Annotated in this window: 12 protein-coding genes; 7 read left to right on the top strand and 5 right to left on the bottom strand. The window is 68.2% G+C overall.

Annotation, left to right across the window (positions count from 1 at the left end):
* The coding region (locus H590_RS0110800) for an IS1634 family transposase (RefSeq protein ID WP_028703324.1) at positions 1 to 432 on the top strand (432 nt) is incomplete at its 5' end.
* Between the two features lie 134 nt (positions 433 to 566).
* On the opposite strand, the gene H590_RS17995 is transcribed toward H590_RS0110800, so the two are convergent.
* Complete coding sequence (locus tag H590_RS17995; protein ID WP_161626023.1) at positions 567 to 1,289, bottom strand: response regulator; 723 nt, start codon at positions 1,287 to 1,289, stop codon at positions 567 to 569.
* A 166-nt stretch (positions 1,290 to 1,455) separates the two neighbouring features.
* Positions 1,456 to 2,268 (bottom strand): hypothetical protein, encoded by an 813-nt coding sequence (locus H590_RS18670; RefSeq protein WP_161626022.1) that lies wholly within the window; start codon positions 2,266 to 2,268, stop codon positions 1,456 to 1,458.
* Between the two features lie 524 nt (positions 2,269 to 2,792).
* Here H590_RS18670 and H590_RS16210 point away from each other — a divergent pair.
* A complete protein-coding gene (locus H590_RS16210; protein WP_154655321.1) occupies positions 2,793 to 2,948 on the top strand; it encodes a hypothetical protein in 156 nt (51 codons plus the stop codon).
* 10 nt (positions 2,949 to 2,958) lie between these two features.
* Here the strand turns inward: H590_RS16210 and H590_RS0110780 are convergent, their stop codons facing one another.
* The gene (locus H590_RS0110780; protein WP_161626021.1) at positions 2,959 to 5,286 is read right to left on the bottom strand and encodes a sensor histidine kinase; all 2,328 of its coding nucleotides are present in this window, start codon (positions 5,284 to 5,286) and stop codon (positions 2,959 to 2,961) included.
* Positions 5,287 to 5,621: 335 nt separating this feature from the next.
* Positions 5,622 to 6,755 (bottom strand): zinc-binding dehydrogenase, encoded by a 1,134-nt coding sequence (locus H590_RS0110775; protein WP_028703567.1) that lies wholly within the window; start codon positions 6,753 to 6,755, stop codon positions 5,622 to 5,624.
* 368 nt (positions 6,756 to 7,123) lie between these two features.
* Between H590_RS0110775 and iolE the strand changes: the two genes are divergently transcribed.
* Together iolE and H590_RS0110765 are read left to right on the top strand one after the other, a co-directional pair.
* Positions 7,124 to 8,011 (top strand): myo-inosose-2 dehydratase, encoded by an 888-nt coding sequence (iolE, locus tag H590_RS0110770; protein ID WP_028703566.1) that lies wholly within the window; start codon positions 7,124 to 7,126, stop codon positions 8,009 to 8,011.
* A gap of 229 nt (positions 8,012 to 8,240) precedes the next feature.
* A complete protein-coding gene (locus H590_RS0110765; protein ID WP_028703565.1) occupies positions 8,241 to 9,020 on the top strand; it encodes a GntR family transcriptional regulator in 780 nt (259 codons plus the stop codon).
* Positions 9,021 to 9,172: 152 nt separating this feature from the next.
* On the opposite strand, the gene H590_RS17420 is transcribed toward H590_RS0110765, so the two are convergent.
* Complete coding sequence (locus tag H590_RS17420) at positions 9,173 to 10,018, bottom strand: hypothetical protein (RefSeq protein ID WP_126412711.1); 846 nt, start codon at positions 10,016 to 10,018, stop codon at positions 9,173 to 9,175.
* Positions 10,019 to 10,432: 414 nt separating this feature from the next.
* Here H590_RS17420 and H590_RS0110755 point away from each other — a divergent pair, with 414 nt between their 5' ends.
* The 3 genes from H590_RS0110755 to H590_RS16200 all read left to right on the top strand — a co-directional run bounded on the left by H590_RS0110755 (position 10,433) and on the right by H590_RS16200 (position 13,665).
* Positions 10,433 to 11,764 carry an aminotransferase-like domain-containing protein gene (locus tag H590_RS0110755; protein ID WP_028703563.1) on the top strand — a complete coding sequence of 444 codons (1,332 nt, stop codon included), beginning with the start codon at positions 10,433 to 10,435 and terminating at the stop codon, positions 11,762 to 11,764.
* 166 nt (positions 11,765 to 11,930) lie between these two features.
* Positions 11,931 to 12,875: a D-alanine--D-alanine ligase family protein gene (locus H590_RS0110750; RefSeq protein ID WP_028703562.1), complete on the top strand. Its 945-nt coding sequence runs from the start codon at positions 11,931 to 11,933 to the stop codon at positions 12,873 to 12,875.
* Complete coding sequence (locus H590_RS16200; RefSeq protein ID WP_084149457.1) at positions 12,868 to 13,665, top strand: SURF1 family protein; 798 nt, start codon at positions 12,868 to 12,870, stop codon at positions 13,663 to 13,665. The genes H590_RS0110750 and H590_RS16200 overlap by 8 nt, the downstream gene beginning before the upstream one ends.
* Positions 13,666 to 13,803: the final 138 nt, after the last annotated feature.

Raw genomic sequence — 13,803 nt, 5'->3', positions numbered from 1 at the left:
GCATCGGCGAACGGCTTGTCCTTGGATCACAAGGCGATCGACCGGGCCCGCCAACTGGTCGGGTTGAAGGGATACGTGACCAATATTCCAGTATCGGTGATGACTCCGGTCCAGGTGATCGGGGCCTACCACGACCTCTGGCACGTCGAGGACTCCTTCCGCATGGCCAAGTCCGACCTGCGGGCCCGGCCCATCTTCCACCGGCTCTCTGACTCCATCGAGGCCCACCTGACCACGGCATTCGCCGCCCTGGCAGTCTCGCGTTACCTACGACAGGTCACCGGCCTGTCGGTCAAACGGATCGTCCATACCCTCGCCCCACTACGCTCAGCGACCCTGGAGATCAACGGCTCGCTTCACACCATCAAGCCCCAGACCACACCCGAGGCCCGCGCCATCATCAACGCGATCGAGTCCGATGCGGGGCACTAAGCCAATGCAACAAGTCAGGTCGGAGGTCCGGTCCAGACGCCGGCCCCCACTGGGGGCCAGGACTCGCAACAGACGCCACGGTGGCCGTCGTGGACCACTCGCGGGCAGATCATCGGCGCGCACGAGGGTGCGCCTCAGTGAGGCTGGGGGCCCTCGCAGTACCCGTCCTCCACTGCCCTGATGTACAGATCGGTCCGGGTCGGGGCGGGCCTGCCCGCCGCGATGTACTTGCCCCGGATGCGCTTGAGCCAGGTTCCGACGGTGTCACCCTGGACGCCCATCCTGCGGGCGATGGTGGCGGCCTTCAGTCCGGCCGCGAAGAGCCTGAGTGCCTCCTGCTCGCGTTCTGCCAGGTGCGGCATGATCCAGGTCGGGTCGGACACCACCTGGGCCCACTCCTGGGACAGCCAGGGCTCGCCACCGGCGACGGTGGCCACCGCCTCGGCGAGGGTGTCGGCGTCGGCGTTCTTCTCCAGCATCCCGGCCGCACCGGCAGCAAGACAGGCCTGCAGAACGCTGGGCTGCGCCTCCTGGGAGAACATCAGCACCGGCGCACCGAGATCCCTCACGATCCGGGTGACGTTCTGGTGCGGCAGGGAGCCGTCGTTGAGACGGATGTCGAGCAGCACGACGTCGGGTCGGATGCCGCTGGCCAGCAGCTCGTCGACGGTGGCCGCGCAGGTGTAGTCGGCGATCGGCATCCGTGTCGCCAGGACGACGCGCACCCCCTCGAGCAGGACCGGGACGTCGTCGACGGCAGCCAGGACAAGCGAATGCTCACAGCCGGTCGGGGGCTTGCTCGACGGCGCGGCGGCCGAACGGCGAGCAGCAGACGGTCCGTTATCAGCGTGCATCATGCTTGTCACGCCAGCATGGTGACACGACACGGTAACGCTCGGTGGCAGTGAGCGAAAAGTGGTCACTCCGGTCGTGCCGGGCAAGGGGAGATGCCGGACCTGTCCCCTGAACAGGGGACAGGTCCGGACCCCGCCGGTACGGCGCGGCGTGAGTGACGCGGGTCTGTCAGGCCAGGTGGTCGATGCGACTGCTGACCCTCTGCGCGAACCCGGCGCAGTCGATGTCGGACAGCGATGGCGAGCCGGCGCCGCCCTTGTCCTCGGCCTTCCTGGCCGCCAGAGTGATGGTATTTCCATAACGTACGAGGCACCCTCCTGTCGCCAGTCCAGAGGAGGAGCTCGAGCCCTCGGTGGGCAGTGCATCACCATTGGTGGAGAATGTCGTCCGCATCTCGAGAGCTACCCAGTCGGCCCCGTTCTTCCTGCCCTGGTCATGGGTCTCATCGGTCGCCCCGGAGTTGTTCTGCGCGGTGTTCATCGTGAGACACGGTTTCCAGTAGTCCAGATCGCCGAGGGCGTCCTCCGCATCTCGTGGCGAGTCGAATGCGAGTACTGCACCCAGTACGGTTCTCGACTGAGAATGACCCCAGGCCGGTCCGAACAGATAATGATCAGTCGGCCGCTGAGATGATGCGAGCACTTGCAGCATGTCCACATGAGTCATCTTCTGCTTGACAGCACTGATGCAGGAGTTGAGGGCGTCGCCGTGAAACTTTGTCCGACTCAGGTTCGCCCTGACCTCGTCACCGGAGTACTGGCCATTGCCGTCGATGCTGCCGTAGTACGAGTTGTTGGTGAGACCCATGATCGCTGGTGAGAAGACGTTGCCCGCCTCGTCGGGAGCCATCGTGGGTTGCCTGTTCAGCCACCAGAACCCGCCGCCGAGCGCCAGTGCGAGAACCACCACCCCGACGCCGGCTGCGACCAGCCACCTGCGCCCGATCCTCTCTCGCAGCGGGGTGCGTCCAGGAGCAGGCACCCATGCCCCTGCGGGCGGTGCGGCCGGGTGTCCGGCACTGTCGACATAGAACACCCATCCCTTCGGGGGATCCGGCCATTGTGGGTCAGGAATCCAGCCCAATGGGGGAAGATATCCCGGCTCCGGTGACGCCGGCCAACCCGGCGCAGGAACGAATCTGGCTGCGGGGCGATATGACGACATGAGGCGAGGCTACTGAGGTGTGCCCACCCCCGACCATCCCCTGTTGAGGGGACAGATCGGGAGAAGCCTGTGCGCCTGTTTCTCGTGTACCCGGGATCGGGGACGGATGGTCTCTGGACCACGGATCCCCTCAATTCATACCCTTTTCACGGGGGCTGGCGATTGACGCCTGACATCATAACTCGACCGATTCTCCGGGAATCACCTCGGGTTCAGGATCCTCTCCCCGACAGGTGTGCACAGGAGATGGAGAATCACCAGTGTTCCAAGGAACTGTCCCAAGGAGATCGGCTCAGCGGAGCGAGGGGCTCCAGCACAGGCGCAACGCGGGCATCCTCGCGGTGACCGGGTTCCTGCTGGCGGGCCCGGTCTTCGGAGTTCTGGTGATCTGGCAGGCGGGCAAGGCCAGCAGCCTGAGCGTGAGATCAACCGGCTGGATGGTTCTGGGAGTCGTCGACATCATTGCCGGGATCCTCGTGGCCAGCACGATCCTGTGAGACCCGGCCGTCATACGGCGCCGATCAGGACCAGGAGATCCCCATCGGCGTCGATGATCTCGATGGGCACCGGGCTCGCCGTGCCCGCCGTGCCCGGCGTGCTCCTCCCGGTGGCGTCCCGAAGCCGTGCGAGAACGGTCTGCCGCCAGGACTGCCCACCCTGCTCGCCCGTGGAGTCGACGACGTCACCGACCGTCGCACCGTTCTCACTGACCAGCGCCACGGTGGCGGCGTCCCCCTCGGCGCCGGGATGCCAGCGGCAGGTGAGCCGCTGGCCGGCTCCGGCCACCTCCGCCAGGATCGCGCAGGCCCGCCGGAAGGCCTGGGCGGCGTCCAGGGACGCATCCTCGATCGCCTCGCCGCCGGTGATGGTGACCCGGGTTCCCCGGCGTCGGGCCCGCTGGAACTGGGCCTGCATGGTGTGGTCGAGGATGAAGGGGGCCACCAGGAGGTCGCGGGTGGAGGCCTCCAACAGGCTGCACTGCTGCTTCACCGATCCGGTGATCGCTCCTCCGCAGGCCAGGTAGTCGAGCATCTCCATCGGCGCCCCCTTGATGGTGGCCAGCCGCCGCTCGGTCTCGTGTCGGGTGGCATCGGCGCGGGCCCGTCGTCGGAGGGTGTCGAGGGTCGCCTGGTGGCTGTGAGCGATCTCGCGCAGGGAGCTCCTCATGCTGCGTCCCGCCCAGGCCGCGGCGATGGTGAGGGTCAACGGCCAGGTGTAGGAGCTTCCCCTGCTCAGCATCACCCAGAAGGGACTCGCCCCGTTGATCAGGGTGCCGACCACTGTCACCACCGGCCAGCTCGCCACCACCACGACCGCCCAGGATCTCCTCATGGTCCGCCATGCGAGGGGGGCGAACACTCCCAGCCCGAATCCGATGAACCACTCCTGCCAGGACTGGACCGTGCCGGTGCGCAGATTCCCGAGCATCGCGACCTGGCAGCACACCGTCAGCACCGTGATGACGACCTTGGCGTTGCGACCGAGTGGACCCCAGCAGAAGGCGGCGACCACGAGGCCGATGAGCACGACCGTCAACCCGATCTGCACTCTGGTCTCGATGACGTCCTCGCTCACGAACCAGCCGAGAAACAGGCTGATGGCCAGGGCCTGAGCCAGAAAGACGACCATCGCGCGGAAGGACCAGAACCGCGCCAGATGAACCGGTTCGGTTCGGGGATCGTCCCACAGCAGGGTGATGGTCGTGCCCCGGCCCCGGGCCGAGTCGATCCGGGCCCGGCCCCCTCTGACCTCCATCGCGCTGACGATCGATCCCCGCAGGCCGTGCCGGGTATCGGGCACCCGGTCGGGGTCGAATCCGCATCCGTCGTCCCTGATGACGAGTTCGGCATGTTCCGGCGTGAACCGCCCTGTCACCCGCACAGACGCCGTCCCGGCATGTCGGGAGATGTTGGTGAGCGCCTCCTCGGCAGCTCGTCCCAGAACGCCGACGATCGACGACGGCGGTTCCCCGGTGATGTCGATGTCGGCGTCCAGTCCGCGCAACCGGGCGGCGTCGACCAGTCTTGCGGACAGGCCCCTCGCCGGGGGATGGATCTGGTCCTGACTGAGGGCGTCAAGAGCCTCGCGCGACAGTGTCCGGGCGGCCTGCTCGCAGACCAGTCCCGGATGGGCCACCGTGGCCAGGGCGTTGAGCACGTGATCGTGGATGACGCCGTCCCACCGACTCGACGCCGCGGCGGCCTCCTGGGCAGTGACGAGCTGGGAGACCGCTGCCGCGGAGCTGTCGCTGGCGCGCTGGGCCATCTGGACGGCCGAGACGATGGCGGTCCACGCCATCGTCGCCACCAGCCCGATCGCACCGTAGTAGGCCGAGTTGCCGATATTGAGGACGACGGCCTCGATCTGGCCCACCGCCCCGGTCCGGGCCATCACCACGCCGCCGAGACTCACCGTGAACAGCTGGTCGACGACGGCCACCGGCCAGGTGAGGCAGGTCCAGGCCGCGGCGGCACCGAGCTCGACGGCGAAGGTCATCGGGGAGAGGAACTGCCCCGGGGAGGCCTCCCAGAACCCCAGGAAGACCAGCACCGAGAGGAAGCACACCGCGGTGTGCACCACCAGGGGAACGCGGGCGCTGCACCTCCGGACGACCGCGGTCGCGATCCATCCCGTCGTGATCGCGGTGAGGGGCAGCAGGGTGGCGACGATGACGCCGTCGCGCGGCGTCAACTGGTGGTGGAACCACTGGAATCCGGTGGCGCCGATTCCCCAGAGCAGACCCAGGCCATTCATGAAACAGCCGATGACATCGGCCGTGCGGTCCAGGTGCGGGGTCACTGGACGCGACACCCACCGCAGCGGGCTCCAGGACATGGACCTCACGTCACGGGCCCCACGAGCGTTGGATCGGGTGGCCGATCCGAGGTGCGGGTCCAGGTGCGGACATGCCACCACCGTATGGGCACTCCTGGCGAGCCGCCATCCCCTCTTTGGGGACACCCCAGGGATCGGTGCCCTGAGCGTGTTGATGGCCCCGACCGAACCCATGCCCCGGCTGCGGTCATCGCCCTGAGCGTGTCCCGGGATCCGGCGCCGATCCCGCTCCCGACGCCGATCCCGCTCCCAGTATCCGCACGGCCGGCATCGTGCCGGCAGCACGGCTCATCGGGTGGTCACACCGCTGGACCGTGGACCCCTCATCGAGGAGGTCAGAGCGACATGTCGACCACTCCACGGCCCTGGATGTGGCCCTGCCGCAGCAGGTCGTACCCCTGGGCGACGTCATCCAGGGAGAACCGGCGGGTGACGATCTCCTGGTAGTTGATCGCTCCGGCGGCCGCCATCCGCACCACCTCGGGCAGGTCCTGGCGGGTCCGGGCGCCGTAGTTGCCCAGGATCGACTGGGAGCGGCGCACCGTCCGGTTGATCTCGACCTCGGCGGTCTGCACCCCGGCACCCAGCCCGATCGGGACCATCCGGCCGCCGTCGCGCAGCGCGTCGAGGGCCGAGGCCCAGGTCTGCGGGCGGCCCAGGGCCTCGAAGGCGACGTCGACCCCGCGGCCGCCGGTGGCGGCGAACACGGCGTCGTGGACATTGGCGGTCATCGAGTTGACGACGTCGGTGGCGCCCAGAGCGCGGGCGGCCTGCAGCTTGTCGTCGGCAACGTCGATGGCGATGATCTGCTTGGCTCCGAAGGCCTTGGAGATCTGGATGATGTTGGAGCCCACCCCGCCGGTGGCGACCACCGCCACCGTCTCGCCGAAGCGCAGGTCGGCGCCGCGGCGCACCGCACCGTAGGCGGTCATCGCCGCGCAGCCGAGGATGGCCCCGGAGACCGGGTCGATGGCGTCGGGGACCGGTGTCACGGAGGTGGAGGGGATGACGCAGTACTGCGCCAGGCCGCCCATCGAGTACATCGCGATCGGGGTGCCGTCCAGATCGGCCAGCCGGGTGGTGCCGTCGTAGAGCTTGCCCTGGATGCGGTTGAGGTCGAAGAACGGGGCGCACAGGTCGTCGCGTCCCTCGGAACAGGCCTCGCACTGGCCGCAGGGCATCAGGAAGGCGCCGGCCACCCGCTGTCCCACCTCCAGTGCATTGTGCTCATTGCCGGGGCCGACCTCGACGATCTCGCCGGCCACCTCGTGGCCGAGCACCGCGGGCAGCGGGAAGGCGATCGCCCCGCTGATCACGTGCAGGTCGGAGTGGCACAGACCGCATCCGCTGACCTTGACGAGTACCTCGCTGGCCTTCGGGTGGGGGGTCCGGATGGTCTGCACCTCCAACCCCTTGTCGATGCTCCGCAGCACAGCGGCGCGCATGGTTTCAGGAATTTGTACCGACATTCTTGAGTCCTTCATTGGAACCAGAATTCACTCGAACCGTGGTCGTTCACGGTGTCGGGGATCATCCTAACCGATCCCGCAGGGCTTTGTGCACACAAAGCGGGACTGTGCACCGAGAGCCCCCGTCCCTGGCCGCCAGATCCACCACGGACACCGAGCCCGACGCCGTGCCGGCAGGGTCCCGGCATCATCTCGGCACCTCTCCCACCCCCGGTGTACGCCGACAGGGAGTAAATGTATTGACATAGACGGCATGTCAAGGCAGACTTGTCCCGACGTCAACGACTGACGGCTGCGCCCATCCGGGCGGTCGGAGTTGGCGGACGACGAGCGTCCGCGCGATCCGCCCCGGCAACTGCGAGGAGATCATGAGCACCATCAAGCTGGGTATCGCCCCGATCGGCTGGACCAACGATGACATGCCATCGCTTGGAGGAGACACCACCTACCAGCAGATTCTCTCCGAGGTGGCTCTGGCGGGGTTCCAGGGCACCGAGATCGGCAACAAGTACCCCAAGGACCCGGCCGTCCTCAAGCCTCAGCTCGAGATGCGCGGCATCCGGATCGCCGCCGCCTGGTGCGGTCTCCACCTCACCACCGAGCCCTACAAGAAGGTCGAGAAGGAGTTCATCGCCTTCCGCGACTACATGGCGGCCCTCGGCGCCGACTGCATCAATGTCGCCGAGCAGGGTCACACGATCCAGGGCAGCCGCGACATCCCGATCTTCGACGGCAAGCCGACCTACACCGACCAGGAGTGGGACAACCTCACCACCGGGCTGGACAAGCTGGGCGACCGCGCCGCCGAGGCCGGCCTCATCATCGCCTACCACCACCACATGGGCACCGGCGTCCAGACCACCGCCGAGATCGACCGGCTGATGGACAACACCGATCCCTCCAAGGTGAAGCTGCTGCTCGACGTCGGCCACCTGCTGTTCTCCGGCGAGGACCCCCAAGACATCGCCACCCGCTACGCGGACCGGATCGGCCACGTGCACATGAAGGACGTCCGCCCGGCGATGGTCGCCAAGGCCCACGACGAGCACCTGAGCTTCCTGGACTCCGTGCTGGCCGGGGTGTTCACCATCCCCGGCGACGGCGCCACCGACTACGGCCCGCTCCTCAAGCCGGTCATCGACGCCGGGTACCACGGTTGGTTCATGATCGAGGCCGAGCAGGACCCGGCCCTGGCCGATCCCTTCGTCCAGGCTCTCAACGCCCGCAAGTACCTGCACGAGACCTTCGGTCTCTGAGTTCACTCGACAGACCGACGCCGCCCGGCGTCGGTCACAGGGGCGTCGGACGGCGGCCGGTTCGTCGGAACCGGCCGCCGTCCGCGGCCTTTTCCGGGCTCCGCATGTCATGTCACAAATTCACTGCCGAACGAACCTCCCGTCGCTACACTGTGGGACGTTCGACTGATACTGGCTTTATGTTCTCTCATGGACCGCGAGCCCGCCCTCCCAACCCCATCCAAAGGCCATGACGACGACTTCAACCGCAGCTGCCGACGGTGAGGCAGACCAGCCTTTCATCCCGCAGATCGATCTGGACCGCGACTCCGCCGATCCGCTCTACCGGCAGATCTCCCAACCCCTCGAGGAGTTGATCCTGTCGGGGGCCCTCAAGGCCGGCCGGCTCATCGAGGACGAGGTGTCGATGGCCCAGCGCCTCAGCGTCTCACGGCCCACCGCCAGGCGCGCCCTGCAGGACCTGGTCGCGCGTGGACTGCTCACCCGCAGACGCGGCGCCGGCACCCGCGTCACCCCCTCCCATGTCAGGCGTTCGCTGTCCCTGACCTCACTCAATGACGACCTGGTGAAGTCCGGGTTCAAACCGCACACCCAGGTGATGAGCTACCAGGTGCGGCTCGCCAATGACGAGGAGGCCGCCCTGCTGCACTGCGAGGAGGGCCACGAGATCGTCCGGATCGAACGACTCCGACTCATCGACGAGCGCCCGCTGGCCTTCATGTCCAACCTGCTGAGAGCCGACATCGCCCCCTCCCTCACCCAGCTCAGTCAGTTCGGCCTCTACGCCTGCCTCGATGAGCGCGGGCTGCGTCCGGTCGCCGCCGAGCAGGCGATCGGCGCACGGTCGGCCAACGACGCGGACGCCTCCCGGCTGGCGATCTCCGCCGGAGCGGCCCTGCTCACCATGCAGAGGACCGCCTATGACGCCAGGGAACAGGTCATCGAGTACGGCTCCCACGTGTACAACGCGGCGCTGTACTCCTTCCAGTTCAACCTCACCGCCAACTGAGTCACCGGACGGATCCTCGGCAGGTGGTCAGTCCGGGCCGGGAGGGACGCCGCGAGTCGGGACCACGGGTCTGAGCGCCACGGCGTTGGAGGCTTCGTGCTCCGGGCCCCCAGTCTCCGCGCAGCCCACTCTGAGCACCACCGCCGCGGGCGCTACTGCCTCTGGGCGCTGTTGGGCTCGGGCGAGACCTCGGGGGACCACCGTCTCACCCATCCCAGGATCCGGCGACCCCAGTCGTCGGCGACCACGGTGTGCCGCAGGTCCAGCTGCAGTCTGCGCACCGGTGCGGCATCCAGCGGGTCGACCAGCCTGAACCCCAGACGCTCCCACCAGGTGGTCGGGGCGACCCGTGGGTCGCGCGACAGCGTCTCGACCCCGCCGGCCTCGATCGCCGTCACGCTGCCATGGAGTCGGCCCACCAGGAAGCTGGTGAGCTGATGGCCACCGGCCACCGAGTGGAAGGGGTCACGATCCTCCGCGGCTCCGCCGGCCGCGCCCCAGCCGCAGTCTGACGAGTCGTCATGTCGGTTGGTCGATTTGTCGACATTGTGCCAGCGGTCATGTCCGTTCTTGCCATCTCGACCGTGCCGGCCGAAAGCCGCCGCACCGTGCCCAGAGCCACCACCAGACTCATTGCCGCGCCCAGTACCGTGTCCGGCCGCGCCATTGCGACCGTGTCCGGAGCCGGCGTCCCTGCTGTGCCCGGGCTGGGGAGCAAGGGCGGCCACCACGACGGCGGCTCCTCGCGCCCGAGGGATCCGCCCCATCTGATGGCCGGGGGGCAGGACGTCGCCCGGTGCGACCAGCAGGAATCCGAGTCCATCGGGGCCGTGGTAGCTGACGCCGATCATTCCCCAGGTCTCCAGTGCCGCCTCGGCCCAGTCGGGCAGCGGATCGCCATGGCCCAGCCCCCACATATGAGCGGCCGGATCGTCCGGGAGACCGCGAAGTCGATCCACCAGATCCCGCGTGACGGGGCGCAATCGCCTGAGGGGCATCCGGACCTCCTGCCCTGGAGCAGCATCCGAGTGGTTCCCGGACCGTGCTCCCATCCTGCCGCACACCCGCCATCCCCGACAGCCGGGCTCCAGAACCGCGTCGACCTCGTCCCCGCAGGGTGCCGGTGCGGCCACTCGAGCGGGCACCCCACTGCCACCGGACAGGCTCGCGGAGTGAGAAACCGCACAATTTCAGCCGTGTCATTCTATGTACCGGACCGGATTCTGAGGCACAGTAGCCGGGTGAGTATGACAGACCGACTCAGCCAGACCACACCCGACCTCGCACACCTCATCGCTCCCGCTGCGGGCGCCGCCGAGGCTGCCGGGGCCGCAGCGGCTACTGAGCCGGCCCGCGCCGGTTCGCAGCACCCCACCCCCACCACCCTCAGCACGAGCAGCGAGCGCACCGACATGACACCTCACGAGCAGCAGCCCACCCGCCACCAGACCCGCATCGACACCACCTTCGACCACTTCCACCGGCTGTACGCCAACCGCACCCTGGGCCTCAAGACCTCCCCGGTGCGCGCCCTGTTCGCGGTTGCCAACCGTCCCGAGGTGGTGTCCCTGGCCGGTGGCATGCCCAACATCAGCGACCTCCCGCTCGACGTCGTCGGCGACGTCCTCAAGGATCTCGTCGGCGCCCGGGGCGCCCAGGTGATGCAGTACGGCTCCGGGCAGGGGGAGCCCGAGATCCGCGAGGGGATCTGTCAGGTGATGGCGGTCGAGGGGGTCCACGCCGACCCGGACGACGTCACCGTCACCTGTGGCTCCCAGCAGGCGCTGGACCTCGTCACCAGGATCTTCTGCGATCCCGGGGACGTCGTGATGGCCGAGTCGCCGAGCTATGTCGGGGCGCTCAACACCTTCGCCTCCTACGAGGCTCAGGTGGTCCACGTGGGGATGGACGAGGAGGGGATCGATCCAGAGGACCTCAGGGTCAAGGTGAGCGCCGCCCGTCGGGCCGGCAAGCGGGTGAAGTTCCTCTACACGATCCCCAACCACTCGAACCCGTCGGGGATCTCGCAGAGCCTGGAGCGGCGCCATGCGCTGGCCGAGGAGGCCCGACGACTGGATCTGCTGGTCGTCGAGGACAACCCCTACGGCCTGCTCAACCTCGACGGTGACCCGCTGCCGACGCTACGTTCGATGACTCCCGAGAACGTCGTCTACCTGGGATCCTTCTCCAAGACCTTCGCACCCGGGTTCCGGGTGGGCTGGGCGCTGGCACCGACCTTCGTGCGCGAACGCCTGGTGCTGGCCCAGGAGTCGGCGACCCTGTGCCCGCCGGTGTTCAGCCAGTTCGCGGTGGCGACCTATCTCAGGAGCTGGGACTGGCGCAAGCAGGTTCGGGTGTTCATCGACATGTACCGCCAGCGGCGCGACGCCATGCTCGAGTCGCTGGCCGAGCAGATGCCCGAGGGCACCACCTGGACCCACCCCTCGGGGGGCTTCTTCGTGTGGTTGACGATGCCCGACGGGCTGGACTCAACCGCGATGCTGCCACGGGCGGTCACCGAGCTGGTCGCCTACACCCCCGGCACGGCCTTCTACGCCGACGGGCGGGGACAGCAGAACATGAGGCTGTCGTACTGCTACCCGACTCCCGAGCGCATCCGGTTGGGTGTCGACCGGCTCGCCGGGGTGATGCGACGCGAGCTGGACATCCGCGAGACCTTCGGTGTCGGACCCTCTGTCGGCTCGCGTTCCCGCGATCTCGGCCCCGGGCCCAACTCACTGTGACGGTGGGCCGGGATTCCCGCTGCAGCGCGGGGCATCGTGCAGGACGTCGTGCGGGTCGCCGGTGGGAGCTGGTTGCGGTCTGTCATGTGGGCCGTGGTGCGGTCCGTCACAAGCTCGCGAGGTGTCGGTCCGACGTCGGTCGGTACCTCCTGACAGAATGGGCCCCATGAAGCACCCCGTCGTCGTCGTTTCCGGTGGTCTGAGCCACCAACGAGATGTGTCCCTGAAGTCCGGCCGCACCGTGGCCCAGGCTCTCCGCCGGGCCGGTCACACGGTGGTGGAGACCGACGTCGACTCCGGTCTGGTCCCCACCCTGCTCGGCACCGAGGGGCTGGTGGCCTTCCCGATGCTGCACGGCGGGGTCGGGGAGGACGGCGCCCTGCCCGAGGTGCTGCGACTCCTGGGGATTCCCTATGTGGGCTCGGGACCGGCCACCTGCCGGGTGTCCTTCGACAAGTCGATCGCCACCAGGATCGTGGCCGGGGCCGGGGTGACGACGCCTCGTCAGGCGGCACTCCCACATGACATCTTCCGCGAGCTGGGGGCGGTCGAGCTCGTCAAGGCCCTCACCGAGCGCATCGGGCTGCCTCTCATCGTCAAGCCCGCACGGGGCGGGTCGAGCCTCGGGGTGACCAAGGTGACCGACGCCGCCGACCTCCCGCAGGCGATGGCCACCGCCTACGCCTATGACGACATGGTCGTCATCGAGCAGTTCATCACCGGCACCGAGCTCGCGATCGGCATGCTCACCACCCGGGAGGGCACCGAGGTGCTGCCCGCCGTGGAGATCAGGCCGGCCAGTGGCGTCTACGACTACGCGTCGATGTACACCGCCGGGGAGACCCGGCTCACCGCGCCGGCGGACATCACCGAGACCCAGGCCCGGGCCGCCGCCGAGATGGCCCGGACCGTCCAGCAGACCCTCGATCTCAACGGCATCTCGCGGGTGGACGCCATCATCGATGAGCACGGACGACCGGTCTTCCTGGAGGCCGGGGTCGCCCCCGGCATGACCGGCACCTCCCTGGTGCCGGTGGGGATGCGAGCCGCCGGTGTCGATCTGGCGGAGGTCTGCTCCCGTCTGGTCTCCGACGCCGCCCACGATGCCTGATCCCACCGAACCTGTGTCGCGGACCTCCCGGGAAGGTGCATCGCCGTCGGCCGCACGTCGTGGACGCTCGGGCAAGGTCTCGGTTCGCCTCACCCAGTTCCTCCTGGTCACCCTCGGACTGGTGCTGGCCGTGGTGATGACGGGGCTGGGACTGTGGCAGATGAACGTCTTCGAGTCGCAGCGGGCGAGTACCGCCCAGGCTCGCGCGAGCCAGCAACCGGTCATGTGGTCCGGAAACCAGCAGCGTCACAGTGAGGCCGGCGACGTCTACGGACGCCGCGTCCAGGTGACGGGCAGCTACCTCAAGGACACCCAGGTCCTGGTCGGCACCTCCTACCCGTTGCGTGTCGTGACGGGACTGAGGATGACCTCGGGTGAGGTGATTCCGGTGGTCCGCGGGCAGGTGAGCCAGGTCTCCAAGGTCACCGCGCCACCCAGCGGCACCGTGACCCTCGTCGGCGTCCTGCTCGCATCCGATGCCCAACCCACCGAGGCACAGAGCCCGTCGGTGCACATGCCGGCCTCCATCCTGCCGGCACTGCGTCTCGAGGTGCTGGCCCAGTCGTGGCCGGAGCCGATGGTGCCGGGCTACATCACCCTCGGGAAGGACGACGCCGCACGCGGAGGCATGCAGGCGGCCACCCTGCCGCTGCCGAAGACCGACGGTGGGGCACGCAACCGCAGCTATGCGCTGCAGTGGTGGGCCTTCGCGGCCTTCGCCCTGGGGATGTCGATCGTCTTCGCCCGGGCGGCAGACAAGAACCGCAACGGTGGGAACGCACGGCACTGACCGTGGTTCCGGCGTCAACCGGCCAGTCACTGCAGGGCACCCAGCTGGAGTCATACCGTCCAGGTGACGATTCCAGGCGTCCAGGTGACGATTCCGGGCGTCCAGGGTGGTAACACGCTCGACACGGGCATCTGCCTA

This window comes from Acidipropionibacterium jensenii DSM 20535 (assembly GCF_000425285.1).
GTDB classification, from domain to species: domain Bacteria; phylum Actinomycetota; class Actinomycetes; order Propionibacteriales; family Propionibacteriaceae; genus Acidipropionibacterium; species Acidipropionibacterium jensenii.
This window is presented reverse-complemented; position numbering and strand designations above follow the sequence as displayed.